This window comes from Streptomyces sp. NBC_01283 (assembly GCF_041435335.1).
GTDB lineage: Bacteria > Actinomycetota > Actinomycetes > Streptomycetales > Streptomycetaceae > Streptomyces.
In genome coordinates this window covers 6,810,594-6,834,912 of the sequence record NZ_CP108430.1, presented here as the reverse complement: position 1 = coordinate 6,834,912, position 24,319 = coordinate 6,810,594, and the positions used below count along the sequence as shown (strand labels likewise).

Genomic DNA, 24,319 nt, shown 5'->3' with positions numbered 1-24,319 from the left:
CGCGGTCTACAGCGGGAACCAGCCACGCCCCCCGTACCAGTGCCCGCCCGCCCTGAGGTGGTCGCCGACGGCCCGCTCGACCTTTGTCCGCCTGGGCAGTCCGGCCACGGGCAGGTCGCGGTCGCCGAAGACGAAGGCGACGGGAGCCGCGTCGTCCACCTCCCGCTCGTACCCGGTCGCCGGGCGGAATCGGTCCTGGAAACGGACGATGTTCGAGTCCGCCGGGAGGTACTGCTTCAGCTGCGGATCGAGCAGCCAGGAGTGGCATATCGCTGTCTCATACCGCTCCTCCGGGAAGTGCCGCGCGAAGAACTCCCGTGCCAGCGCCATCGACCGGTCGCAGGCCTCCGGGGCCAGCGGCCCCCGGAAGTCGGTGATGTGGAGGTTCAGACACGGGTCGCCCCTCCCCGCGGAGTGCCCCGCGGCGGCCACCGTCCCGCCCATCCGCTCCCCCAGCACGGCACGCTGGAACTGCAGCCGGCCCAGTTGATAGAGCTCGCCCCGGAAGTGCAGGGCGTTCCATTCCGGGTGCAGCAGCCCGGGGCCACCGCGCGCCCTGCGGTGCACCGCCATGTGCCGCCCGAGGTCCGCGAGCGTACGCCGGGAGATGTCGTCCGGGATACCGCGGCTCCGGTGATACGCGCGTACGTACGGCAGTGCCGCCGTGAACACGTATACGTAGAAGTACGTTCCGAGCGCGCCCGACTCCGCCGGCAGAGGGCCGTACTCGGGACCCGCCCCCGGCTTCCCCATGTCCCGCACCGTCGCGTCGACGGTGCGGTCGAGCAGCCATCGGGCCTCCGGGTCCCCCATCAGCCGCTCACGCAGGGCCAGCAGGTCATTGATGTCCTCGTGCGGCACGGCCAGGTCGAGCAGCACGTCCGCCAGCTCGTCGGCCGCGGGCAGCACCGCCTCGGCCCTTGGCTCCTGCGCGCCCTCAAGATCCTTCAGCCATGCGGCGAGCCGCTCGTCCGTCCTCGCCCGGTTCCTCAGTACGTCCAGCACAGTCTTACCCCCGATCGACACATCTACGATCTTGAAGGTTCGGGCCCTTCCGGTCCACCACCCACGGGTGGATCCTGGAAGGTGGAGACGCTCAGGGATCCACGCGGGGGCGTGTAAGGGACAAGGGGTGGAGAAAGCAGGGAGAGGGAGGAGATGACCTCTCGTGATGCGCACAGGCAGTGAACCGGTGACCGCGCGCAGTCCGCTGCGCATGCGCTTCTGGCTCAGCGTGTGGGGCCTGATCTGGGCCACGTTCGGCACCGTCGCCTTCGCCCTGGTGGGACGCCCCGAGTGGGCGGCGGCGTGCGGGGTGCTCTGGCTGATCGTCACCACCGCCATGGCGATGATCGTGCACCACATCCACCAGGGCCCGCACTATCAGCCGGGCCGCGACATCCCGCCGTACGAGCCCCCGCGGACCGGCTAGCCCGCGCCGCCCCCGCTGCCCCCCTCGCCGTCGGCGCCGTCGTCGAAGCGCGCCGCCGCCAGGTACTCCGGCTGCGGATCGAGCGCCGCGGCCAGCCGGAAGTGCCGCCGGGCCTGGTCGGGCCGCGCCGCACGTTCGTAGGTACGGGCGAGCGCGAAGTGGGCGAACGCGTTGTCCGGCTCGCGCTCCAGGACGATGCTGAACTCAAGCTCGGCAGCGCGCAGTTGGGCGGCGGCGAAGAAGGCGCGGGCCCGCAGCAGCCGCGCGGCCGTGTTCTCGGGGTGGGCCGCGATGACCGTGTCGAGCAGCTTCACGGCGCCTCTGGGATCCCGCGCGGCAAGGAGCTGCTCCGCCGCTCGGAAGTCGATGACATGGGTCTCCGGGGTAATTTCGGGCACGCGTGACTCCTTCCCTCGCTGCACTGTGTCAACGCCCGTCGCGCCGACGCCTATTCCGCTGCCGGCATCCCTTCCCGGCCCGAGCCTCACGCTCACACCGCCAGGGCCCTCACATCGCCAGGACCGTCAGCATCAGGCCGAGCACCAGGACCGCCGCCCCCGCCGTCACGAACCCCCGGTCGATGCCCCTGCGCTCGCGGCCGAGCACGACGGTCTCCCGGGGGTCGTCGCTGTCGTACGCGATGCGCACCCGGTCACCCGCGGCGAGCGGATGACTGCCGCTCGGCGGCACCGGTGACACGACCTCGACGACCCGCCCGTTCCCCGTCTCGAACTGCAGCAGCGGCCGCTCGGCCCCCGGCGGCACGGCCTTGACCAGGGCCTGCGCCCTCTCGCCCGTGCCCGTGATGTGCCGGGTCCGCCACAGGCCGTAGGCACCGGCCAACAGCGCGACCAGGCCGCCCAAGGCGGTGACCACCGCCAGTACGACCACGCCCCCCGCCTCCTTCTAGGCCGCCCGCGCCCGCAGCGCGAGGTCCGCCCATACGGCGCCGACGCGCTCCCGGAGGCCCTCCAGCGGGCCGTCGTTGTCGATCACGATGTCGGCGATCTCCAGACGCTTCTCGCGCGTGGCCTGGGCGGCCATCCGCGCGCGGGCGTCCTCCTCGCTCATGCCGCGCAGTCCCACCAGACGCTCCAGCTGGGTCTCGGGGCTCGCGTCGACGACGACCACGAGGTCGTACAGGGGTGCCAGGCCGTTCTCCGCGAGCAGCGGCACGTCGTGGATGACCACGGCGTCCTCGGATGCCGCCTGCTCCAGTTCGGCGGAGCGGGCGCCGACCAGGGGGTGCACGATCGAGTTCAGGACGGCCAGCTTCTCCGGGTCGGCGAAGACGATCGAGCCGAGCTTCGGCCGGTCGAGGGTGCCGTCCGCGGCGAGGATCTCCTGGCCGAAGGCTTCAACGACCTTCGCCAGGCCCGGAGTTCCTGGCTCCACAACTTCCCGCGCGATCTTGTCGGCGTCGACCAGGACGGCTCCGGACGCGACGAGGAGACGTGATACTTCACTCTTGCCGGCGCCGATACCGCCGGTCAGGCCCACCTTCAGCATGACCGGCAGCTTAGGGGGTGGCCTCACGCTCCGCCTTCCCGGCCAGGCGCTGCACCTGTCCCCTTCATGTCCACGCCCCGCTACGCGTCGCCCTCCCGCTCGGCGAGGAAGCGCTCGAATTCCTGGCCGATCTCGTCGGCCGACGGAATGTCCATGGGCTCCGCGAGCATGTTGCCGCGCGCGTCGGCGCCGGCCGCGGCGTCGTACTGGTGCTCAAGTCCCTGCACGAGGGAGACCAGTTCCTCGTCGCCCTCCTGGATCTGCCGGTCGATCTCGGTCTGGGTGCGGTGCGCCTCGGTACGCAGGCCGTGCGCGACACTCGGCAGCACGAGACCGGTCGCGGCGGTGATCGCCTCCAGGACCGTGAGAGCGGCGTCCGGGTACGCGGAGCGCGCGATGTAGTGCGGGACGTGCGCGGCGACACCGAGCACGTCGTGGCCCGCCTCCAGGAGGCGGTACTCGACGAGCGACGCCGCGCTGCCCGGCACCTGCGCCTCGTCGAAGGGGCTGCGGTGCCCCGGCACCAGGTCGGTGCGGTTGCCGTGCGGCGTGAGGCCCACGGGACGGGTGTGCGGCACGCCCATGGGGATGCCGTGGAAGTTCACCGAGAGGCGTACGCCGAGTCGCTCCACGATCTGCCCGATCGCCGCGGCGAAGCGTTCCCACTCGATGTCGGGCTCGGGCCCGGAGAGCAGCAGGAAGGGTGCGCCCGTCGCGTCCTGGAGCAGCCGCACGTCAAGCGCGGGCACCTCGTAGTCGGTCCAGCGGTCGCGCCGGAACGTGAGCAGCGGGCGGCGCGCGCGGTAGTCGACGAGCCGGTCGTGGTCGAAGGTCGCCACCACCTGACCCGGCAGACTGTCCGTGAGCCGCTCGACGATCTGGTCGCCGGTCTCGCCCGCGTCGATGTAGCCGTCGAAGTGGTAGAGCATGACCAGTCCGGCCGATTCCTGGGCGAGCGCCATGTCGACGACGGCAAGGCCCTTCGGCTCCCATGCGTACAAACCCTGCGGATCAAGCACTGTGACCGCTCCTCGCCCTCTTCGTCGTGACTCGTACAGCAGAACGCCCTCAAGAGCGCAGGCATTCCCTCTCTCGCCTCTTCAGAGTTGCTTCGCACTTCACGGCGTGCGACTACCGCCTCGCGCTGAACACCCGCACCGGGGCCCCGAGTTCGAGCCGACCGCCGGCACCGCACCCGGCTCGGTCCGGTTAGTCCAGACCTTGACGCAGACATGACCCAGCTCTACGTTCATATGCACACCCAGTGTTCATATACAGGAACCGGAAAGGGTCACCCCCATGCTCACCCGACGCACACGACGCACCCTGCTCGTCTCCACGCTCACCGCAGTCGCCGCGACAGCCGCGACCGGAGGCCTGACCGTCGCGGCCACCGCCTCCCCCGCCTCGACGGCCGCCGCGACCATCGAGGTCTCCACGGCGGCCGAGCTCAAGTCCGCGCTCGCCAACGCCTCCCCGGGCGACACGATCCACCTCGCCGACGGCACGTACACCGGGAACTTCAAGACGAGTACGGCCGCGAGCTCAGGCGCCCGCATCGCCCTGACCGGCTCCTCTAAAGCCGTGCTCACGGCGGGCGGCGGATACGGCCTGCATCTGAACGGCGCCTCCTACTGGACGGTGAAGGGCATCACCGTCACGGGCGGCCAGAAGGGCATCATGATCGACTCCGCGAAGGGCGTCACCGTGGACACGGTCACGGTGCACGGCCTCGACATGGAGGGCGTCCACTTCCGGAAGTCGAGCACCGACGGCGTCATCAAGAACTCGAAGATCTACGACACCGGGAACGACGATCGCGGCATGGGAGAGGGCGTCTACGTGGGCAGCGCCAACACGCTCTCCGACAAGAGCGACAACGTACAGATCCTCGGCAACACGATCGGCCCCGACGTGGGCGGCGAGGCCATCGACCTCAAGGAGGGCACCACCGGCGGCAAGGTCACCGGGAACACCTTCGACGGCAAGGGCCTGACCGGCAACAACTACGACGACTCGTGGATCGACGTGAAGGGCAACAACTACGTCATCGAGAACAACACCGGCAAGAACACCACCAACAGCGGCTACGAGACGCACAGCCAGCAGTCCGGCTGGGGCTGCGGCACGGTGTTCCGGGGCAACAAGTCGAACCTGACCGGTTCGACGGGCGACAAGCAACTGGCCATCAACGTCACCAACTTCAGCGGCAGCTGCAAGACGACGGTGTACGCCAGCAACACGGTGACGGGCGGCAAGGGCCTGACGAACATCACGGTCACCCCGTGAACGGCGCCCCGGAGTAGCGCACGAAGAAGCGCACGGAGGAACGCACGGAAACGCACTGCGGGCCCGCACCCCCGAAGGGATGCGGGCCCGCAGTGTTCAGCTGCTACCGCTTAGTGGAGAGCCTCAGCTCTGGCCACCGGCGAGCTTCTCGCGCAGAGCGGCAAGCGCCTCGTCCGACGCCAGGGCGCCGGAGTTGTCGTCCGACTCCGAGGAGTACGAACCGCCGCCGCCACCGCCGCTGCCACCGGCAGCCGGGGTGCCGGACGAGGACGCGGGAGCCGCAGCACCCTCGGCCTCGGCCTGGGCGTCCGCCTCGCGGGACTTGATGACCTGGGCCTGGTGCTGCTCGAAGCGCGTCTGCGCCTCGGCGTACTGACCCTCCCAAGCCTCACGCTGGGTCTCGAAGCCCTCGAGCCAGTCGTTCGTCTCGGGGTCGAAGCCCTCGGGGTAGATGTAGTTGCCCTGGTCGTCGTACGACGCGGCCATGCCGTACAGGGTCGGGTCGAACTCGACGGCCGACGGGTCGGCACCGAAGGACTCGTTGGCCTGCTTGAGGCTCAGCGAGATCCGGCGACGCTCGAGGTCGATGTCGATGACCTTGACGAAGATCTCGTCGTTGACCTGGACGACCTGCTCCGGGATCTCCACGTGGCGCTCGGCCAGCTCGGAGATGTGGACCAGGCCCTCGATGCCCTCGTCGACGCGCACGAACGCACCGAACGGAACGAGCTTGGTGACCTTACCGGGAACAACCTGCCCGATCTGGTGCGTGCGGGCGAACTGCTGCCACGGGTCTTCCTGCGTCGCCTTGAGCGACAGGGACACGCGCTCGCGGTCCATGTCCACGTCGAGAACCTCGACGGTGACTTCCTGGCCGACCTCGACAACCTCGGAGGGGTGGTCGATGTGCTTCCAGGAAAGCTCGGAGACGTGCACGAGACCGTCGACGCCGCCCAGGTCCACGAACGCACCGAAGTTGACGATCGAGGAAACGACGCCGGAGCGGACCTGGCCCTTCTGCAGGGTCGTGAGGAAGGTCTGACGGACCTCGCTCTGGGTCTGCTCGAGCCAGGCACGGCGGGACAGGACCACGTTGTTGCGGTTCTTGTCCAGCTCGATGATCTTGGCCTCGAGCTCCTTGCCCACGTAGGGCTGGAGGTCGCGGACGCGGCGCATCTCGACGAGGGAAGCCGGCAGGAAGCCTCGGAGGCCGATGTCGAGGATGAGACCACCCTTGACGACCTCGATGACGGTACCGGTGACGATGCCGTCTTCTTCCTTGATCTTCTCGATCGTGCCCCAGGCACGCTCGTACTGAGCGCGCTTCTTGGACAGGATCAGACGGCCTTCCTTGTCCTCCTTCTGGAGAACCAGGGCCTCGATCTCGTCACCAACCGCGACGACCTCGTTCGGGTCGACGTCGTGCTTGATGGAGAGCTCGCGGCTCGGGATGACGCCTTCGGTCTTGTAACCGATGTCGAGCAGGACCTCGTCCCGGTCGACCTTCACGATGACGCCGTCGACGATGTCGCCGTCGTTGAAGTACTTGATCGTCTCGTCGATCGCGGCGAGGAAAGCTTCCTCGTTACCGATGTCGTTGACCGCTACCTGCGGCGTGGTAGAGGTGGTCTCGGTGCTGCTCGTCATGTGGGAAAGGGCTCCGGTACGGACAGTGAGTCGTAGGTACTGCTAGCGCCGGAACCGGTTTCGCTCTGAAGAAGCCGGACAGCCTTGGAAGCGCCGATTCCTGAGTTTCCGAAGAAACGGAAGGCGCCTCGACAACCGAGGGGACATACAACAGATGCGAGCGCACCCTGCTATGTCTGAGGACGGCAGGCTCGCAGCGCAACTTGTAGCATACGGGGGCAGCCGGACAGGGTCAATGCGCGAAGGCGCACACCCGGGGCGGAACGCCGCATACCCGGCACAAATGCTGTCGCGTAAGGCCACATGGGCCGCACAGCGCCCTGTCGCGACCGCTTGCGGACCACCCGCCGCCATCCCGCTGCGACGAGCCGCGCCAAGCCAGACGGAAGAGTACGACGATGGAGCCGATCATCCAAGAGTCCGAGCTGCCCGAGACGCCCGAACCGGAAGCCACCCGCCGTGACGCGAATGTCACGGAGAGCAGCCGCGCCAATCGCGGCTGGTGGGACAGGAACGCGGACGACTACCAGATCGAGCACGGCACCTTCCTGGGTGACGACCGTTTCGTGTGGGGTCCGGAAGGGCTCGACGAGGTGGAGGCCGAGCTCCTCGGTCCGCCCGAGGAGCTGAAGGGCAAGGACATCCTGGAGATCGGCGCGGGTGCGGCACAGTGCTCGCGCTGGCTCGCCGCGCAGGGCGCGCGTCCGGTGGCCCTCGATCTCTCCCACCGGCAGCTGCAGCACGCGCTGCGGATCGGTGGCGGGGTGCCGCTGGTGGAGGCGGACGCGGGGGCGCTGCCGTTCGCCGACGGGAGCTTCGACCTCGCGTGCTCCGCGTACGGGGCGATGCCGTTCGTCGCCGATCCGGTGCGCGTCCTCAAGGACGTGCACCGTGTGCTGCGGCCCGGCGGCCGGTTCGTGTTCTCGGCGACGCACCCGATCCGCTGGGCGTTCCCGGACGAGCCGGGCCCCGAGGGTCTCTCGGTCGCGGCCTCGTACTTCGACCGCACTCCTTATGTGGAGCAGGACGAGGACGGAAACGCCGTCTACGTGGAGCACCACCGCACGCTCGGCGACCGGGTGCGGGACATCGTGGCCGCCGGTTTCCGGCTCACCGACGTGGTGGAGCCGGAGTGGCCCGCGTGGAACACCCAGGAGTGGGGCGGCTGGTCCCCGTTGCGCGGGAATCTGATCCCGGGGTCGGCGATCTTCGTCTGCGTACGAGACTGAGTGCGTGATCCGTCTCCGTAACGAAGCCCTGGAACTGCCCGTCCGCAGTGCGCTGCCCGCGCTGCGGTCCGCTCTGGAGGGGCCGGGGAGCGCCGTGCTGTGCGCGCCTCCCGGTACGGGCAAGACGACGCTGGTGCCGCTGGCCCTGGCGGGGCTTCTGGGGGACGCGCCCGTACGGCGTGTGGTGGTCGCCGAGCCGCGGCGCATCGCCGCTCGGGCCGCCGCGCGGCGGATGGCGTGGCTGCTCGGCGAGAAGGTCGGGGAGAGCGTCGGTTACACCGTGCGCGGTGAGCGTGTGGTCGGTCCACGCGCGCGCGTGGAGGTCGTCACCACGGGTGTCCTGTTGCAGCGGCTGCAGCGGGACCAGGAGCTGACCGGTATCGACGTGGTGATCATCGACGAGTGTCACGAGCGGCATCTGGACGCGGACACCGTGGCGGCGTTCCTGGTCGACGTGCGGGCGGCGCTGCGGCCCGAGCTGCGGCTGGTGGCCGCGTCCGCGACGACCGACGCGGAGGGATGGGCGCGGATCCTCGGGGACGCGCCCGTGGTGGAGGCGCGGGGCACCTCGCATCCGGTCGAGGTCGTCTGGGCGCCGCCCGCACGTCCGGTGCGGCCGCCGCACGGGATGCGGGTGGATCCGGCGCAGCTCACGCATGTGGCGTCGGTGGTGCGGCGGGCGCTCGCCGAGCGGGACGGGGACGTGCTGTGCTTCCTGCCCGGGGTGGGGGAGATCGCGCGGGTGGCGGGTCAGCTGGGGGGCGCCTCCGCGGAGGTGCTGCAGGTGCACGGGCGTGCGCCCGCCGCGGTGCAGGACGCGGTCCTGGCGGGTTCGGCGGACGGCACCCGGCGGGTGGTCCTCGCGACCTCGGTGGCCGAGTCGTCGCTGACGGTTCCCGGGGTGCGGGTGGTCGTCGACTCGGGGCTCGCGCGTGAGCCCCGCGTCGACCACGCGCGCGGGCTGAGCGCGCTGGCGACGGTACGGGCTTCGCAGGCGTCGGGCCGGCAGCGGGCCGGTCGTGCGGGGCGTGAGGCGCCGGGGACCGTGTACCGGTGCTGGGCGGAGGCCGAGGACGCCCGTCTGCCGCGCTTTCCGGCGCCGGAGATCAAGCTGGCCGACCTTGCCGCGTTCGCGCTGCAGGCGGCCTGCTGGGGGGATCCTGACGCCTCCGGGCTCGCGTTGCTCGACCCGCCTCCGGGTGGGGCGATGGCAGCCGCGCGTGCCGTTCTGACGGCGGTCGGTGCGGTGTCCCCGGAGTCGGGGCGGGTCACGGACCGGGGCGTGCGGATGGCGCGGGCCGGGCTGCACCCGCGGCTGGCGCGGGCCCTGCTCGACGCGGTCCCCCTCGTGGGGGCGCGCCGCGCGGCCGAGGTGGTGGCCCTCCTCAGCGAGGAGCCGCCGCGTGAGTACGGGGACGACCTCGCGGCGGCCTGGCGCGCCGCCCGGCGGGGCAAGGACGGGTACGCGGCGCGGTGGCGCACGGAGGTACGGCGCCTGACTTCAGCAGCGGGTACCGGCACCGGAGACGCGCGCGAGGCAGGACCCGGGGACGACCGCGCCGCCGGAATCGTCGCCGCGCTCGCCTTCCCCGAGCGCGTCGCCCAGGCGCGTGGGGACGGGACGTACCTCATGGTCAACGGGACCCGTGCCGAGGTGCGGCCGGGGTCCGCGCTGACCGGCGCCGAGTGGATCGCCGTGGCCGCGGCCGACCGGCCGGTGGGCGCGGGGCACGCGCGCGTGCTGCTCGGCGGGCACATCGACGAGGACGTCGCCCGGAGCGCGGCGGCGTCCCTGTACGGCGAGGGGGACGAGGTCGCCTGGGCCGACGGGGATATCGTCGCGCGGCACGTCCAGCGCCTCGGAGCCGTGGAGCTGACGGTGCGGCCCCTCAAGAAGCCGGCCCCGGGACTCGTACGGGAAGGGCTGCTCGCGGGGCTCAGGGAAGAGGGGACCTCGCTCCTCAACTGGTCCCAGGGCGCTCGGGAGCTGCGGGAACGGCTCGCGTTCCTGCACCGGCATCTGGGGGCGCCCTGGCCCGACGTGTCTGAAAGCGCCCTGCACGCGCGCGTGGACGAGTGGCTTGAGCCCGAGCTGTCGAAGGCGCGGCGCCGGGCGGACCTGCGGCGCATCGACGCGGGGCAGGGGCTCAACCGGCTCCTGCCGTGGGCGACCGGCGAGGCCACCCGGCTCGACGCGCTCGCCCCGGAGCGGGTGGCGGTGCCCAGCGGGTCCAGGATCCGGGTCGACTACGCCGACCCCGAACAGCCCGTCCTCGCGGTGAAGTTGCAGGAGATGTTCGGGCTGGCCGAGACCCCGCGCGTCGCGGACGGCGCCGTACCCGTCCTCGTACACCTGCTCTCCCCCGCAGGCCGCCCCGCCGCGGTCACCGCCGATCTCGCCTCCTTCTGGCGGGACGGCTACCGGGCCGTGCGGGCCGAGCTGCGCGGGCGGTATCCGAAGCATCCGTGGCCGGAGGATCCGGCGGCCGCCCAGGCGACGCGGTTCACCAACGCGCGGCTCAGGCGTTGACCGGTTCCGGCTCGGGCGCCGCCGTGGCCTCCGGGTCGCCGGGCCTGCGGCTGCGGGCCTCCAGCCAGAGGGAGAGGGCGAGCAGGAGCAGGCCGAGGCCGAGGAAGCCCCAGGGGAGGTAGGCCGTCATGAGGAGGACCAGGACACGCTGGGACTTCACCAGGGCGACCGTGTCCTCGATGTAGTCCTCGCGCATCTTCACGTGGCCGGCGAAGACGGTGACCTTGTCGCGGTCACCGAGGAGCGTGCCGCCGCGCAGCTCGTTCTTCTGGATCTCCTCGCCGTAGACGGGCGCCCCGGTGGTCGGATCGACCCAGAACTTTCGGACGGTGGTGTACCAGCGGGTGGTGCCCGTCTTGGCGAGCGACTCCGGGGTGATGCCCTTGACCGGCATGGTCTTGGGGAAGGGCACCTTGGTCCAGGGGATGGTCTGCTCGAAGTAGTAGACCTTCACGCCGCGGAACGTCTGCGTGCCCTTGTAGTGGATGGGCTTGGTGACGCGGGCCTGCGCGTCGAAGTACTCGTAATCACGCTTCTCGGTCAGGAAGGGCCACTTGAACTCGATGCCCTCGCGCTTGACCGGGTCGCCGTCGACCATCTCGCCCGTGGCGTGCACCGGTTCCTGGCTGTGCGCGTCGAAGATGTAGCGCTCGGGGACCTTGGAGACCATCTTGCCGTCGCCGTCCTGGACGTAGGAGAGGGCGTCCCAGACGACGACGTCGCGGTCGGCGCTCTTCTCGATCTTCTCGGAGGCCTCCACGTTGCCCTTGAGGGTCTGCACGATGGTGACCTTGTCGATCTTCTTGGCCCGCATCGTGCCGTAGTCGATGAGCGTCGGGTTCTTCGCCTCCAGCACCGCCTCCTGGTACTGGCTCGGCGGGATCTTGGCGAGGCGCGGGAAGGCGTACCAGCGCATGAGCGGGGACATCGCCGTGAAGAACACGGCGAAGGCGAGCAGGATCAGGCTTGCCTTGCGGCGCATCGCGGCGGCCCTCCCTACGGAGACGGGCGGTTGACGGTCAGGGGTGCTTGGGGACGGTGGTGAGCAGCGGCTCGGGCGAGGTCTCACCGGGCGGGGCGCCGATCGCCGTGATCGTCATGACCAGGGCGAGGGCGACGGCAAGACCGGTCGCGGCGGCGATGAGAGCACGCATGCGGATCCTCCCGAGGCGGAGAACTGACAGGGCGTCAGGGCTGGGGCACCGTAGCAACGCGGCGGCCAGATGAGAACACGTTGCACACATACGAACGCCCCCTGCGCCGGGCGGGCGCAGGGGGCGTTCGTATGTGGTGCGTGTGATGCCTGCTGTGCGGAGCCCGCGCGGGGCTAGGCCGCGGGCGCCGCCACCTTCAGTTCGACCGTGAGCGTCGCGCCGCCCTCGGTGACGACACGCAGCAGATACGTGCCCGCCGCGTCGTCCGCGTACATCTTGGGGAGCTTGAGCACGCCGTTCGCGTCCGTCTTCAGGGCCTTGAGGGTGCGGACCGGCTTGCCGTCCGCGCCCTTGAAGTACGGACCCTTGTCGTTGGCCGTGGCGTCCGCCGACGACTTGATCATGGTGGCGGTGGCCGCCACGCGGTCGGCGGCCTTCCCCTTGTACGTCGCCTTGACCTCGACCTGGTCGGCGAACTCTCCGCCCGGCGCGCAGGTCAGCGCCTTGTCGCTGGTCCTGGCCAGGGCGTCGGCCTGACGCGCGGTGACCGTCGCCGTGTAGGCGAGGCCGGGCAGCGAGCGGCCGACGACCGTCGCCCGGACCTTGAAGTCACCGGTCCTCTCGCCCGACTTGAGCGCCGGGGCCGTGGCCTTGCCCGAGGCGCTCGTGGTGACCGTCGCGCTGGTGGCGCCGCCCGGGAAACGCGCGTCGGTGTCGCCGACGATCGTGAACCTCACCTTGGCCTTGGCCACTCCCGCGCCGGACGTGGACTGCGCACGCACCTCGACACGTTCGGCGAAGGCGTCGCCCGCCGTCGCGGTGAGCTTGCCGGTGCCGGCGTCCTTCAGACTCGCGACCCGGTCGGTGGCCGAGGGGGGCTTGGGAGTCTCCGTGCCGCCGTCGCCGCCCGACGGAGGCGTGGTCGGACTGCCACTGCCGTTGCCGGGCTTGGAGGGCTTCGAGGGCTTGGAGGGCTTGTGGTCGCCGGGCTTGGGCGGCTTCGGCGAGGGCGAACCGGACGCCGGGGGCGTGGGCGTGGGGCTCGGGCTCGCACCCGGGCCGTTGCCGTCGCTGCGGTCGCCCGGCAGGTCACCCGTGCCGTCGGGGATCTCGTGGGTGCCCTTGCGGAAGTGCTCCAGCCACGACAGGACCGTGTTCAGGTAGTCCGTCGAGTGGTTGTAGCTGAGGATCGCCTTGTGCAGCTCGGCCTCGACGGACAGATCGCGGTCGCTCGCGCAGAGGTAACTGCCCGCGGCGAGCGCGGCATCGTAGATGTTGTTCGGGTCCTTCTTGCCGTCCGCGTTGCCGTCCTGCGCCCAGGTGTCCCACGTCGAGGGAATGAACTGCATGGGGCCGACCGCGCGGTCGTGCGTCTTGTCGCCGTCGTACGCGCCGCCGTCGGTGTCGGTGATCTTGGCGAAGCCGTCGCCGTTCAGGACCGGGCCGAGGATCCGGGCGTTCGTCGTGCCGTTCGCGTCCACGCGACCGCCACGCGCCTGGCCGGACTCGACCTGGCCTATCGCGGCGAGCAGCTCCCAGGGGAGCTTGCAGCCGGGCTTGGAGGTGGCCAGGGACGCCTCGGCCTTCTTGTACGCGTCCAGGACGGTGGCCGGGAGTCCCGCGTCGGTCTTCTCGTCGCCGCCGGTGGGCGCTCCGGTCGGCGGGACCGGGGTCTTCAGGGGCGGCAGGTCGGTGTAGTAGGGGGAGTTGCCGGTCGCGGAGTCCTCCGGTGGCGGCGTGGAGCCGGACGCCCCCGTCCGCTCGTCGCGAGGGACGTCCGTCACGCCCGGGGCCTGGGACGCCGCGAGCGCGGCCACCGCTGCCGCGGCCACCGCGGTGGTCACCGCTCCCCTGCGCAACCGCCTGCCGAATACCGGCGCCATGACCGTGATCCCCTCCCCTTGACGACTGTGCGTGTCGCCGCCCGCTCTGCTGTGTTCCCCGTTGTGCTCCCCAGCGGGCCGACTCAGGCGACACTACGACAACTTCCGGCGCCCAGACACCCGTTCGTGCCCGTTTTTCACCGGTTGGCCGTGTCCTGTTCGGGTGGGGCCTCGGGCGGGGCGTCGGCCGGGGCCGAGCCGTCGGGCACTTCGCTGATCTCGTTCTCCGGGGTGAGCTCCTGCCCTGCCGCACGCCCCTTGTTGAGGGCGCGGTGCACGGCTTGGGCAACGCGTTCGATGGTACGGACTCCGTACTTCATCGTGGGGTTGTCGTGCGAAAGAACAACGATGCGGTACGTGCGGTCGCGGTCGCGGCTGCTCGCCGCGCCGGCCCCGGAGTTGGCCCCCGCCTTGGTGAACGCGCCGATGCTGTGCACCCGCCAGCCGTGCGTGGAGCGGGGCAGCCAGCCGTTCTTGATGTACGCCTTGGTGCCACGCGGCATTCCCGCGGGCACGCCTCAGCGCTGGTCGCGCCGCACCTCGTTCAGCTGCTTCAGGCCGTACGCGCGTGACGTCGGGCCGAGCGGCTGACCGTACGGATTGAGTGTGGTGGCGGCGGCGCCCGCGCGGCTCAGGAACCGGGCGATGCAGGGCCGGCCAAGGTCGTCCCAGAGGCGCCGGGCCGCGGTGTTGTCCGACCGGGTGATCATGGGATGGATCCAGCGGCGCTCCCAGGCGGTCAGCCCGCGGCCCCAGTCCTGTGCGCGGCGGAGGGTGGCCTCCATGATCATGACCTTGGCGATGCTGGCGGTGTCGTAGCGGTAGCTGCTGCCGAGGGCGCAGCTGAGGCCCGTGGCGGGGTCGTGGAGGGCCACGGCGACGGTGCCCCGCCGGGCGGTGAGGACGGCGCGGATGTCGCGGGAGAGCTGGGCGGCGAGGGGCGAGTCGCTGCGGGCCGTGCAGAAGGCCGCGCGTTGGGCCGTGCTTGCTCTGGCGGCGGTTACGCGGAGGGGGCTGAGGAGGGTGCTGACCAGTGCCGTGGCTATCGCTATTCGGCACTTTCGCAGGTGAAGGGCCATGCGGTCATCGTGGCCGGGGCGCCTTGGCGGGGCCCGGGGGCGGGGGCCACGTGGGTGAGGGGGCTGGCCGGGGGCCTGCCGGGGGGGCTTGTGCGGGCGCCCTCCCGGGGCTGCGCCCCAGACCCCGCTCCTCAAACGCCGGAGGGGCTGAAATACAGAACGCCGGAGGGGCTGAGATGCACCGCGGGCCCGGGGCTGCCGCGGCAGCCCCGGGCCCGCGGTGGATGGGTCAGTGCGCGGCCGACTCCCAGTCCGGGCCCACGCCCACCGAGACGTCCAGCGGTGCCCGCAGCGACGCCGCGCCCGCCATTTCGCGGCGGACGAGCTCCTCCACCTTGGCGCGCTCGCCCGGAGCGATCTCCAGGACGATTTCGTCGTGGACCTGGAGCAGCATGCGGGAGTCGAGCTTCGCCTCCGTCAGAGCGCGGTGCACGTTCAGCATGGCGATCTTGACGATGTCCGCGGCCGTGCCCTGGATGGGCGCGTTCAGGGCCATCCGCTCAGCCATCTCGCGACGCTGGCGGTTGTCGCTGTTGAGGTCGGGGAGATACCGGCGGCGGCCCAGCATCGTCTCCGTGTAGCCCGTGGCGCGGGCCTCGTCGACGGCTCGGCGCAGATAGTCGCGTACACCGCCGAACCGCTCGAAGTACGTGTCCATCAGCGCACGGGCCTCGCCCGCCTCGATGTTCAGCTGCTGGGAGAGGCCGAACGCGGAGAGGCCGTACGCCAAGCCGTACGACATGGCCTTGATCTTGCGGCGCATCTCGGCGTCGACGGCGGAGCCCTCCACGCCGAACACCTGCGAGGCGACCGTGGTGTGCAGGTCCTCGCCCGAGCCGAACGCCTCCAGGAGGCCCTCGTCCTCGGAGAGGTGGGCCATCACCCGCAGCTCGATCTGGCTGTAGTCCGCGGTCATCAGGGACTCGAAGCCCTCGCCGACCACGAAGCCGCGGCGGATCGCCCGGCCCTCGTCCGTACGGACGGGGATGTTCTGGAGGTTCGGGTCGGTGGAGGACAGGCGGCCCGTCGCCGCGACCGTCTGGTTGAAGGTCGTGTGGATGCGGTTGTCCGCGGCGATCGACTTGATCAGGCCCTCGACCGTGACGCGGAGCTTCGCCTGCTCGCGGTGGCGCAGCATGATGACCGGCAGTTCGTTCTCGGTCTGGGCCGCGAGCCAGGCCAGGGCGTCCGCGTCCGTGGTGTAGCCGGTCTTGGTCTTCTTCGTCTTGGGGAGGTTCAGCTCGCCGAAGAGGACTTCCTGGAGCTGCTTGGGCGAGCCGAGGTTGAACTCGTGTCCTGCCGCCTCGTGCGCCTCCTTCACGGCCTGCTGCACCGCGCCCGCGAACTGCTGCTCCATCGCCTGGAGATGGGCGCGGTCCGCCGCGATGCCGTGCCGCTCCAGGCGGGCCAGGAGGGTGGACGTCGGCAGTTCGATGTCCGTCAGGAGATCGCCCGCGCCGACCTCCGGCAGCTTCTCGCCGAAGGCCGTGCCGAGGTCGAGGATCGTGCGGGCCTGCGACATCAGCGCGTCGGCCTCGGCCTGGTCGTCCTCCTCCGTACCGAAGGCGAGCTGGCCCTCGGCCGCCGACGCGGGCGCCAGCTCCCGGCCGAGGTACTCCAGGGACAGGGCGTCCAGGGCGAAGGAGCGGCGGCCGGGCTTGACCAGGTACGCGGCGAGCGCCGTGTCCATGGCGACGCCGTCCACCGTCCAGCCGTGCTCGGGGAAGACCCGCATCGTCGCCTTGGCGTTGTGCAGGACCTTGGGCTTCTTCGGGTCGGCGACCCAGGCCGCGAAGGCGTTCTCGTCCGACTCGTCCAGGCGGGACGGGTCGAACCAGGCCGCCGCTCCCCCGGCCGCCGCGAGGGCCACCTCGGTCACCGAGCCCGTGCCGAGCTGCCAGGTGTCGACCGTGGCCATGCCGAGGACCGCCTTGCCGTGCTCGGCGAGCCACGGGCCGAGCTCGCCCGCGCCGATCACCGTGCCGTCCAGCTCGACGCCGGGCTCCGCCGGGGTCTCCTCGGCCTCCTCCGCGCCGGGGTCGACGGCGAGGAGACGCTCGCGCAGCGAGGGGTTACGGATCTCCAGGGTGTCCAGGACCATGGCGAGGGCCGTGCGGTCGTACGGAGCGCGCTCGAGGTCGGTGACCTCCTTGGGGAGCTCCACGTCGCGCACCATCTCCGTGAGGCGGCGGTTCAGCTTCACCGCGTCCAGGTGGTCGCGGAAGTTCTGCCCGGCCTTGCCCTTGACCTCTTCGGCGCGCTCGACGAGGTCCGCGAAGGAGCCGAACTGGTTGATCCACTTCGCGGCGGTCTTCTCGCCGACTCCGGGGATGCCGGGGAGGTTGTCCGACGGGTCGCCGCGCAGGGCGGCGAAGTCCGGATACTGGCTGGGCGTGAGGCCGTACTTCTCCTCGACCTTCTCCGGGGTGAAGCGCGTCAGCTCCGATACGCCCTTGGTCGGGTACAGCACGGTCACGTGGTCGGTGATCAGCTGGAAGGAGTCACGGTCACCGGTGACGATCAGGACGTCGAATCCGGCCGCCTCCGCCTGGGTGGCGAGCGTGGCGATGACGTCGTCCGCCTCGAAGCCGTCCACCGCGAAGCGCACCGCGTTCATCGCGTCGAGCACCTCGCCGATCAGCTCGACCTGGCCCTTGAACTCGTCCGGGGTCTTGGAACGGTTCGCCTTGTACTCCGGGAACTCCGAGGAGCGCCACGTCTTGCGCGAGACGTCGAAGGCGACCGCGAAGTGCGTGGGCGCCTCGTCGCGCAGGGTGTTCGCCAGCATCGACGCGAAGCCGTAGATCGCGTTCGTCGGCTGGCCCGTCGCGGTCGTGAAGTTCTCCGCGGGCAGCGCGAAGAACGCCCGGTAGGCCAGGGAGTGCCCGTCCATGAGGAGCAGGCGCGGACGCTGCTCGCCACTGGGCTTCGTCGCGGTCTGGGACTTCTTCTGCGCTGCTTTTTCTGCCACGTCCCCGATCCTGCCACGCCCCACTGACACTCAGGCCCAACCCTCACCCGCGACCGCGCCGTCACCGGCACGTGGGAGGATCGGAGACATAGCTCACGCACGTGCTCGAAGGGGAGCCGACCATGGCAAGGAAGTCGCCCAAGGGTGATCCGGTCCAGGACGCGCCGCAGGTCGCGGAGGTCCAGCACGCCGCGGCGGGCATCCCCGCCATCGGGCATTCGCTGCGCATGGCCCAGCAGCAGATGGGTGTGCGACGCACGGCGCTGACCCTGCTGCGGGTCAACCAGAAGGACGGCTTCGACTGCCCCGGCTGCGCCTGGCCCGAGCCGGAGCACCGGCACACGGCGGAGTTCTGCGAGAACGGCGCGAAGGCGGTCGCCGAGGAGGCCACGCTGCGGCGCGTCACGCCCGGCTTCTTCGCCGCGCACCCCGTGGCCGATCTCGCCACCCGCAGTGGGTACTGGCTTGGCCAGCAGGGCCGCCTCACCCACCCCATGTATCTGGCGGAGGGCGCCGAGCGCTATGAACCCGTCTCCTGGGAGCGGGCCTTCGACATCGTCGGCGAGGAACTGGCCGCCCTGGACAGCCCGGACGAGTCCGTCTACTACACGTCGGGGCGCACCAGCAACGAAGCGGCGTTCCTGTACCAGCTGTTCGCCCGCGAGCTGGGCACGAACAACCTCCCCGACTGTTCGAACATGTGCCACGAGTCGTCCGGCTCCGCGCTCACGGAGACCATCGGGGTCGGCAAGGGCAGCGTCCTCCTGGAGGACCTCTACAAGTCGGATCTGATCATCGTCGCGGGGCAGAACCCGGGCACGAACCATCCGCGCATGCTCTCCGCCCTGGAGAAGGCGAAGAACAACGGCGCGAAGATCATCACGGTCAATCCGCTGCCCGAGGCGGGCCTGGAGCGCTTCAAGAACCCGCAGACCCCGCAGGGCATGCTCAAGGGCACCGCCCTCACCGACCTCTTCCTGCAGATCCGCCTCGGCGGCGACCAGGCCCTCTTCCGCCTCCTGAACAAGCTCATCCTGGAGACGGAGGGCGCGGTCGACGAGGAGTTCATCGGCGAACACACCCATGGGTACGAGGAGTTCACCGAGGCCGCGCGCGGCGCCGACTGGGACGAGACCCTCGCCGCGACCGGCCTGACGCGCGAGCGCATCGAGGAGGCGCTCGCCATGGTGCTCGCCTCGAAGCGCACCGTCGTGTGCTGGGCGATGGGCCTGACGCAGCACAAGCACGCCGTGCCGACCATCCGCGAGGTCGTCAACTTCCTTCTGCTGCGCGGCAACATCGGCCGTCCGGGCGCGGGCGTGTGCCCGGTGCGCGGACATTCGAACGTGCAGGGCGACCGGACGATGGGCATCTTCGAGCGGCCCGCGCCGGCCTTCCTCGACGCCCTGGAGAAGGAGTTCGGTTTCGCGCCGCCGCGCGAGCACGGCCTGGACGTCGTCCGGGCGATCGAGGCGCTGCGCGACGGCAAGGCGAAGGTGTTCTTCGCGATGGGCGGCAACTTCGTGGCGGCGTCGCCCGACACGGAGGTGACGGAGGCGGCGATGCGCAAGGCGCGGCTGACCGTCCATGTGTCGACGAAGCTGAACCGCTCGCACGTCGTCACGGGCGCGCGTGCGCTGATCCTGCCCACGCTCGGGCGCACCGAGCGGGACCTCCAGGGCAGTGGCGAGCAGTTCGTGACCGTCGAGGACTCCATGGGCATGGTGCACGCCTCGCGCGGCCGTCTGGAGCCCGCGAGCCCGCAGCTGCTCTCCGAGCCGGCCATCGTGTGCCGCCTGGCCCGCCGCGTCCTCGGCGCCGGTTCGGCCACGCCCTGGGAGGAGTTCGAGAAGGACTACGCCACGGTGCGCGACCGCATCGCGCGCGTGATCCCCGGCTTCGAGGACTTCAACGCCAAGGTGGCCGACCCCGCGGGCTTCGCCCTGCCGCACGCCCCACGCGACGAGCGCCGCTTCCCCACGGCCACCGGCAAGGCGAACTTCACCGCGGCGCCGGTCGAGTTCCCCGACCTGCCGAAGGGGCGTCTTCTGCTGCAGACGCTGCGCTCGCACGACCAGTACAACACCACTATCTACGGCCTCGACGACCGCTACCGAGGCATCAAGAACGGCCGCCGGGTCGTCCTGGTCAACCCCGATGACGCCCGTGAGCTGAACCTCGCCGACGGGTCGTACGCCGACCTCGTGAGTGAGTGGCGGGACGGCGTCGAGCGGCGCGCTCCCGGCTTCAGGATCGTGCACTATCCGACGGCCCGGGGCTGCGCGGCGGCGTACTACCCGGAGACGAACGTACTGATCCCGCTGGACGCGACCGCCGACACCAGCAACACCCCCGCCAGCAAGTCCGTCGTCGTGCGCCTGGAACAATCGGGCACCGACTGAGCGTTCGCTCAGCGACTGGTGAGGACGACGAACGGAGCCGGGCCCGATGGGTGAGCAGCACAGCGTGAAGTTCCCGCAAGAGGTCATCGACGAGTACGCCGCGCTGGGCGTGGACCTGCCCGCCCTCTTCTCCGCGGGCGACCTGGGCAACCGGATGGGCGTCGAGATCGTCGAGGCCTCCGCCGAGCGTGTCGTGGGCACCATGCCGGTCGAGGGCAACACCCAGCCGTACGGCCTGCTGCACGGCGGCGCGTCCGCGGTGCTCGCCGAGACCCTCGGCTCGGTCGGCTCGATGCTGCACGGCGGGAGCACGAAGCTCGCCGTCGGCGTCGACCTGAACTGCACGCACCACCGCGGCGCGCGTTCGGGCCTGGTCACCGGCGTGGCGACGCCCGTGCACCGGGGCCGCTCCACGGCCACGTACGAGATCGTCATCACCGACGAGCAGGACAAGCGGGTGTGCACCGCGCGGCTCACCTGCCTGCTGCGCGACGTGGAGCCCAACGGCTCTGCCGGATAAGGCGGTTGAGGGCGGGAGCCCTACGCATTGTCGGAGCGTGGGGCGCCGGTCTAGCGTCAGTGCATGAGGCACCGGAAACCGCTCTGTGCGCTCGCCTTCGCCGCCCTCGTCGCCGCCGGATGCGGGAGCCCACCTCCCGCCGACTCCCCCGACCCCTCCCCCGCCACGACCTCCCCCAAGGACCTCTGCACGGCCCTGATCACCAAGTGGGGGCGGCAGATCTACGACTCGGGCAAGGAGACCTACGGCGACTACCAGTCGATGGGTCTCTCCAACGGGCAGTACCTGATCCTGCGGGACACCCTCGACCTGGCCCGCGCCGAGCGCAGGCGCCACGGAGCCGACGCGGGACGGAAGTTGCTCACCCGGGAGGCCCGTGAGCGGTGCGCGAAGCGCTACCGCCACGGGCAGCCGAGCGGCGGGCCGTGGGTGTGAACGCCATCGGCCCCATCGAGCCCGGCGACAACACCTACGACACCGGCGCCGCCGCCACGGACCAGAGTCGGGGCCAGGGCCAGGATCTGGACCAGGTCGCCGTCCACCCCATACGGCCCCGTCCGCTGCTCACCCGGCACCGCCGCACCGCCCTGGCCGTCGCCACGGCCGTGGTCGTCGGGGCCGCCGGGCTCAGCCTCTATCTGACCCGCCCCCGGCCTCCGGCGCCGCCGCCACCGCTCTACCCGTCGCAGACCGTGGCCGTGACCTACAGGGGCGACATGACGCACCCACGGGCCGGCGACGGCACGTTCAGCTTCACGGTCTCCGTCAGCCAGGACTCGGGGCCGCCCGTCTCCGTCAGACGGATCACGCAGCCGTCGGAGGCGCTGTCGGTCACCGTCGCCCCCCATACCCCATTCGACGTGAAAACGGGAAGCCCTCGTACGGCACGAATCACGATGCACATTCGCGAATGCCGAAATGTGCAACGGAATGCCGGACTCCCTTTCCTGGCCGTAACACTGCGTAATGTGCGCGCAAAGCAGCTGCAGAGCTTCATCCTCGGTGAGAGGTATGCAAAAGATCTTTCCAGGGCCCTGACAGCCGCATGCCCCCCGAACACTGATGTCATGAGTAAAACACCCTGACAGTCCTGCAAGTTCTCAGCATGCGGGATGCACCGAAGATGGCCTATTCCGCCCCAACCGCCCCCTGAGTTCCAGCCCGGAATACTCCGTGGCATAACAAGAGCGTCACACCTTTGGCCTGACCACTCCACCAGGAACAAAGCGCCCCTTAGAGTCACGGCCAGTCACCGCGCCCACCGGATTCCTGTCAGTTCGGTTCTGCGCTCGACTCGGCCACCCAACAGGGGACGGCCGTGCCAGGGGAAAGGACTGATCGTGCGTCAACGTTCGCTCATAGCCATCACCGCTGCACTCACCGCGGGGGCACTCACCCTCACCGCCTGTGGCTCACGCGACGACAAGGACAAGGATGACGCCGGGGGCGGCGGCACCACCGTGGTCATCGGCGTCGACGCGCCACTGACCGGCGACCTGTCCGCGCTGGGCCTCGGCATCCGCAACTCCGTGCAGCTCGCCGCCAAACAGGCCAACGAGAAAGAGGTCGTCGACGGCATCACCTTCAAGGTGGAGGCCGCAGACGACCAGGGGCAGCCCGCCTCCGGCCAGACCAACGCCACCAAGTTCGTCGCCAACAAGGAAATCCTCGGCGCCGTCGGCCCCCTGAACTCCTCCGTCGGCGAGTCGATGCAGAAGGTCTTCGACGACGCGAAGCTCGTCCAGGTCTCCCCCGCCAACACCAACCCGGCCATGACCCAGGGCCAGGACTGGAACGGCGGCAAGAAGGTGCGCCCGTACAAGGCCTACTTCCGTACGGCCACCACGGACGCCATCCAGGGCCCGTTCGCCGCGCAGTACCTGTACAACAAGGCGAAGAAGAAGAAGGTCTTCGTCGTCGACGACAAGAAGACCTACGGTGCCGGCCTCGCCGCCACCTTCAAGGACGAGTTCACCAAGCTCGGCGGCAAGGTCGCAGGCACCGAGCACGTGAACCCGGACACGAAGGACTTCGGCGCCGTCGCCACCAAGATCAAGAACTCTGACGCGGACGTCGTCTACTACGGCGGCGAGTACCCCGCGGCAGGCCCGCTCAGCAAGCAGATGAAGAAGGCCGGGGCCAAGATCCCGCTCGTCGGCGGCGACGGCATCTACAGCGCCGACTTCGTCAAGCTCGCCGGCAAGGAAGGCAAGGGCGACTACGCCACCTCCGTCGGCCAGCCCGTCGAGGAACTGCCGTCCGCCAAGGAGTTCATCGCGAACTACAAGAAGGCCGGCTACAAGGAGGCCTACGAGGCCTACGGCGGCTACTCCTACGACTCCGCCTGGGCGATCATCGAAGCGGTCAAGAAGGTCGTCGACGACAACGACGGCAAGCTGCCCGACGACGCCCGCGCCAAGATCGTCGACGCCATGCAGGGCGTCTCGTTCGACGGCGTGACCGGCAAGGTCTCCTTCGACAAGTACGGCGACGCCACCAACAAGCAACTCACCGTGTACCAGGTGAAGTCCACCGAGGACCCGGCCAAGGGCTGGAAGCCGGTCGAATCCGGCACGTTCACCGGCTGATCCACCCCGCAGCCCACGACACCACCGCGCGGGGCGCTGCCTCTTGCAGCGCCCCGCGCGGCGTCGCATCCGTCACCTAAGCCGTACGGCCAGCGAGGCCCACCGCCACCGCACGCAGGCCGAACGACACCGAAAGACTCGGAGGACCTGCGGTGCACGAACTGCCGCAACAGCTGGTCAACGGCCTGCTACTGGGATCCATGTACGGCCTGATCGCCATCGGCTACACAATGGTCTACGGCATCGTCCAGCTCATCAACTTCGCCCACGGCGAGATCTTCATGGTCGGCGGCTTCGGCGCCCTCACCGTCTGGCTGTGGCTGCCCGGCGGAACCAGCATGTGGCTCGCACTGCCACTGATGCTCATAGGCGCCGTCGTCGTCTCCACCCTCATAGCGGTCGGAGCCGAACGCTTCGCCTACCGCCCCCTGCGCGGCGCACCCCGCCTCGCACCCCTCATCACCGCCATCGGCCTCTCGCTCGCGCTGCAGCAGGCCGTCTGGGCCTGGTACCCCAACGCGAAATCGTCCCGCACCTTCCCCGAGATGCCCGGCGACTCCATCCACCTCGGGTCCATCACCATCCAGCCCGGCGACATCTTCCTGCTGATCACCGCCCCGATCTGCATGTTCGCCCTCGGCTGGTTCGTGATGAAAACCCGCGTCGGACGCGGCATGCAGGCCACCGCACAGGACCCCGACACCGCCAAGCTCATGGGCGTCAACACCGACCGCGTCATCGTCGTGGCCTTCGCCATCGGCGCCGCCTTCGCCGGCATCGCCGCCGTCGCCTACGGATTCCGCTACGGAGAAGTCCAGTTCCGCATGGGCTTCCTCTGGGGCCTCAAGGCCTTCACCGCCGCCGTACTCGGAGGCATCGGCAACATCTACGGCGCCATGATCGGCGGCCTCGTCCTCGGCATCGCCGAAGCCATGGCCACCGCCTACATGAACGACATCCCCGGCATGAGCCAGCTCGGCGGGCAGTCCTGGGCCGACGTCTGGGCCTTCGTACTCCTCATCGTCGTACTCCTCGTCAGGCCACAAGGTCTCCTTGGCGAGCGCGTCGCGGACAGGGCGTGACAAC

The 24,319-nt window shown here is 70.2% G+C and carries 22 protein-coding genes; 10 read left to right on the top strand and 12 right to left on the bottom strand.

The annotated features are described in order from the left end of the window. Nucleotides 1–6: 6 nt before the first annotated feature. Nucleotides 7–909 carry an acyltransferase domain-containing protein gene (locus OG302_RS30925; protein ID WP_371750285.1) on the bottom strand — a complete coding sequence of 301 codons (903 nt, stop codon included), beginning with the start codon at nucleotides 907–909 and terminating at the stop codon, nucleotides 7–9. A gap of 262 nt (nucleotides 910–1,171) precedes the next feature. Between OG302_RS30925 and OG302_RS30920 the strand changes: the two genes are divergently transcribed. Continuing rightward, a complete protein-coding gene (locus OG302_RS30920) occupies nucleotides 1,172–1,432 on the top strand; it encodes a DUF6343 family protein (protein ID WP_371529764.1) in 261 nt (86 codons plus the stop codon). Here OG302_RS30920 and OG302_RS30915 read toward each other — a convergent pair. The 4 genes from OG302_RS30915 to OG302_RS30900 form a co-directional block, all read right to left on the bottom strand. Further along, the gene (locus OG302_RS30915) at nucleotides 1,429–1,830 is read right to left on the bottom strand and encodes a tetratricopeptide repeat protein (protein WP_371529763.1); all 402 of its coding nucleotides are present in this window, start codon (nucleotides 1,828–1,830) and stop codon (nucleotides 1,429–1,431) included. The genes OG302_RS30920 and OG302_RS30915 overlap by 4 nt on opposite strands. 109 nt (nucleotides 1,831–1,939) lie before the next feature. Beyond that, entirely contained in the window at nucleotides 1,940–2,323 is a 384-nt protein-coding gene (locus OG302_RS30910) for a DUF3592 domain-containing protein (protein WP_371529762.1), read from the bottom strand. Between the two features lie 15 nt (nucleotides 2,324–2,338). Continuing rightward, nucleotides 2,339–2,941 (bottom strand): dephospho-CoA kinase, encoded by a 603-nt coding sequence (gene coaE / locus OG302_RS30905; RefSeq protein ID WP_371529761.1) that lies wholly within the window; start codon nucleotides 2,939–2,941, stop codon nucleotides 2,339–2,341. Between the two features lie 80 nt (nucleotides 2,942–3,021). Beyond that, nucleotides 3,022–3,960: a PAC2 family protein gene (locus tag OG302_RS30900; RefSeq protein WP_361826612.1), complete on the bottom strand. Its 939-nt coding sequence runs from the start codon at nucleotides 3,958–3,960 to the stop codon at nucleotides 3,022–3,024. Between the two features lie 280 nt (nucleotides 3,961–4,240). Between OG302_RS30900 and OG302_RS30895 the strand changes: the two genes are divergently transcribed. Next, the gene (locus tag OG302_RS30895; protein ID WP_371529760.1) at nucleotides 4,241–5,230 is read left to right on the top strand and encodes a sheath polysaccharide-degrading enzyme; all 990 of its coding nucleotides are present in this window, start codon (nucleotides 4,241–4,243) and stop codon (nucleotides 5,228–5,230) included. 123 nt (nucleotides 5,231–5,353) lie between these two features. Here the strand turns inward: OG302_RS30895 and rpsA are convergent, their stop codons facing one another. Continuing rightward, on the bottom strand, nucleotides 5,354–6,877 hold the full coding sequence (gene rpsA, locus OG302_RS30890) for a 30S ribosomal protein S1 (RefSeq protein ID WP_361826617.1): 1,524 nt from the start codon (nucleotides 6,875–6,877) through the stop codon (nucleotides 5,354–5,356). A 398-nt stretch (nucleotides 6,878–7,275) separates the two neighbouring features. Between rpsA and OG302_RS30885 the strand changes: the two genes are divergently transcribed. After that, on the top strand, nucleotides 7,276–8,106 hold the full coding sequence (locus tag OG302_RS30885) for a class I SAM-dependent methyltransferase (RefSeq protein WP_361826619.1): 831 nt from the start codon (nucleotides 7,276–7,278) through the stop codon (nucleotides 8,104–8,106). Nucleotides 8,107–8,110: 4 nt separating this feature from the next. Beyond that, nucleotides 8,111–10,636 carry an ATP-dependent helicase HrpB gene (gene hrpB / locus OG302_RS30880; RefSeq protein ID WP_371529759.1) on the top strand — a complete coding sequence of 842 codons (2,526 nt, stop codon included), beginning with the start codon at nucleotides 8,111–8,113 and terminating at the stop codon, nucleotides 10,634–10,636. On the opposite strand, the gene OG302_RS30875 is transcribed toward hrpB, so the two are convergent. The 6 genes from OG302_RS30875 to polA all read right to left on the bottom strand — a co-directional run bounded on the left by OG302_RS30875 (nucleotide 10,626) and on the right by polA (nucleotide 17,645). Continuing rightward, nucleotides 10,626–11,618, bottom strand: a complete 993-nt coding sequence (locus OG302_RS30875) for a DUF3068 domain-containing protein (RefSeq protein ID WP_371529758.1) — start codon at nucleotides 11,616–11,618, stop codon at nucleotides 10,626–10,628. The two genes, hrpB and OG302_RS30875, sit on opposite strands and share 11 nt — an antisense overlap. Nucleotides 11,619–11,655: 37 nt before the next feature. Next, nucleotides 11,656–11,790 carry an SPW_0924 family protein gene (locus OG302_RS30870; protein WP_361826627.1) on the bottom strand — a complete coding sequence of 45 codons (135 nt, stop codon included), beginning with the start codon at nucleotides 11,788–11,790 and terminating at the stop codon, nucleotides 11,656–11,658. A 173-nt stretch (nucleotides 11,791–11,963) separates the two neighbouring features. After that, complete coding sequence (locus tag OG302_RS30865; RefSeq protein ID WP_371529757.1) at nucleotides 11,964–13,673, bottom strand: lytic transglycosylase domain-containing protein; 1,710 nt, start codon at nucleotides 13,671–13,673, stop codon at nucleotides 11,964–11,966. A 137-nt stretch (nucleotides 13,674–13,810) separates the two neighbouring features. Continuing rightward, nucleotides 13,811–14,176 (bottom strand): hypothetical protein, encoded by a 366-nt coding sequence (locus tag OG302_RS30860; RefSeq protein ID WP_371529756.1) that lies wholly within the window; start codon nucleotides 14,174–14,176, stop codon nucleotides 13,811–13,813. A 15-nt stretch (nucleotides 14,177–14,191) separates the two neighbouring features. Continuing rightward, nucleotides 14,192–14,752 carry a hypothetical protein gene (locus OG302_RS30855; RefSeq protein ID WP_371529755.1) on the bottom strand — a complete coding sequence of 187 codons (561 nt, stop codon included), beginning with the start codon at nucleotides 14,750–14,752 and terminating at the stop codon, nucleotides 14,192–14,194. 229 nt (nucleotides 14,753–14,981) lie between these two features. Then, entirely contained in the window at nucleotides 14,982–17,645 is a 2,664-nt protein-coding gene (gene polA / locus OG302_RS30850) for a DNA polymerase I (RefSeq protein WP_371750284.1), read from the bottom strand. A 200-nt stretch (nucleotides 17,646–17,845) separates the two neighbouring features. On the opposite strand from polA, the gene OG302_RS30845 reads away from it, so the two are divergent. The 6 genes from OG302_RS30845 (at nucleotide 17,846) to OG302_RS30820 (ending at nucleotide 24,315) form a co-directional block, all read left to right on the top strand. Then, the gene (locus OG302_RS30845) at nucleotides 17,846–20,125 is read left to right on the top strand and encodes an FdhF/YdeP family oxidoreductase (protein WP_371529754.1); all 2,280 of its coding nucleotides are present in this window, start codon (nucleotides 17,846–17,848) and stop codon (nucleotides 20,123–20,125) included. 46 nt (nucleotides 20,126–20,171) lie between these two features. After that, the gene (locus OG302_RS30840) at nucleotides 20,172–20,645 is read left to right on the top strand and encodes a PaaI family thioesterase (protein WP_371529753.1); all 474 of its coding nucleotides are present in this window, start codon (nucleotides 20,172–20,174) and stop codon (nucleotides 20,643–20,645) included. 63 nt (nucleotides 20,646–20,708) lie between these two features. Next, entirely contained in the window at nucleotides 20,709–21,080 is a 372-nt protein-coding gene (locus tag OG302_RS30835) for a hypothetical protein (protein WP_371529752.1), read from the top strand. Next, nucleotides 21,077–21,730, top strand: a complete 654-nt coding sequence (locus OG302_RS30830) for a Tat pathway signal sequence domain protein (protein WP_371529751.1) — start codon at nucleotides 21,077–21,079, stop codon at nucleotides 21,728–21,730. The genes OG302_RS30835 and OG302_RS30830 overlap by 4 nt, the downstream gene beginning before the upstream one ends. A 255-nt stretch (nucleotides 21,731–21,985) precedes the next feature. Further along, on the top strand, nucleotides 21,986–23,233 hold the full coding sequence (locus OG302_RS30825; protein ID WP_371529750.1) for a branched-chain amino acid ABC transporter substrate-binding protein: 1,248 nt from the start codon (nucleotides 21,986–21,988) through the stop codon (nucleotides 23,231–23,233). 152 nt (nucleotides 23,234–23,385) lie between these two features. Then, nucleotides 23,386–24,315: a branched-chain amino acid ABC transporter permease gene (locus tag OG302_RS30820; RefSeq protein ID WP_371529749.1), complete on the top strand. Its 930-nt coding sequence runs from the start codon at nucleotides 23,386–23,388 to the stop codon at nucleotides 24,313–24,315. Nucleotides 24,316–24,319: the final 4 nt, after the last annotated feature.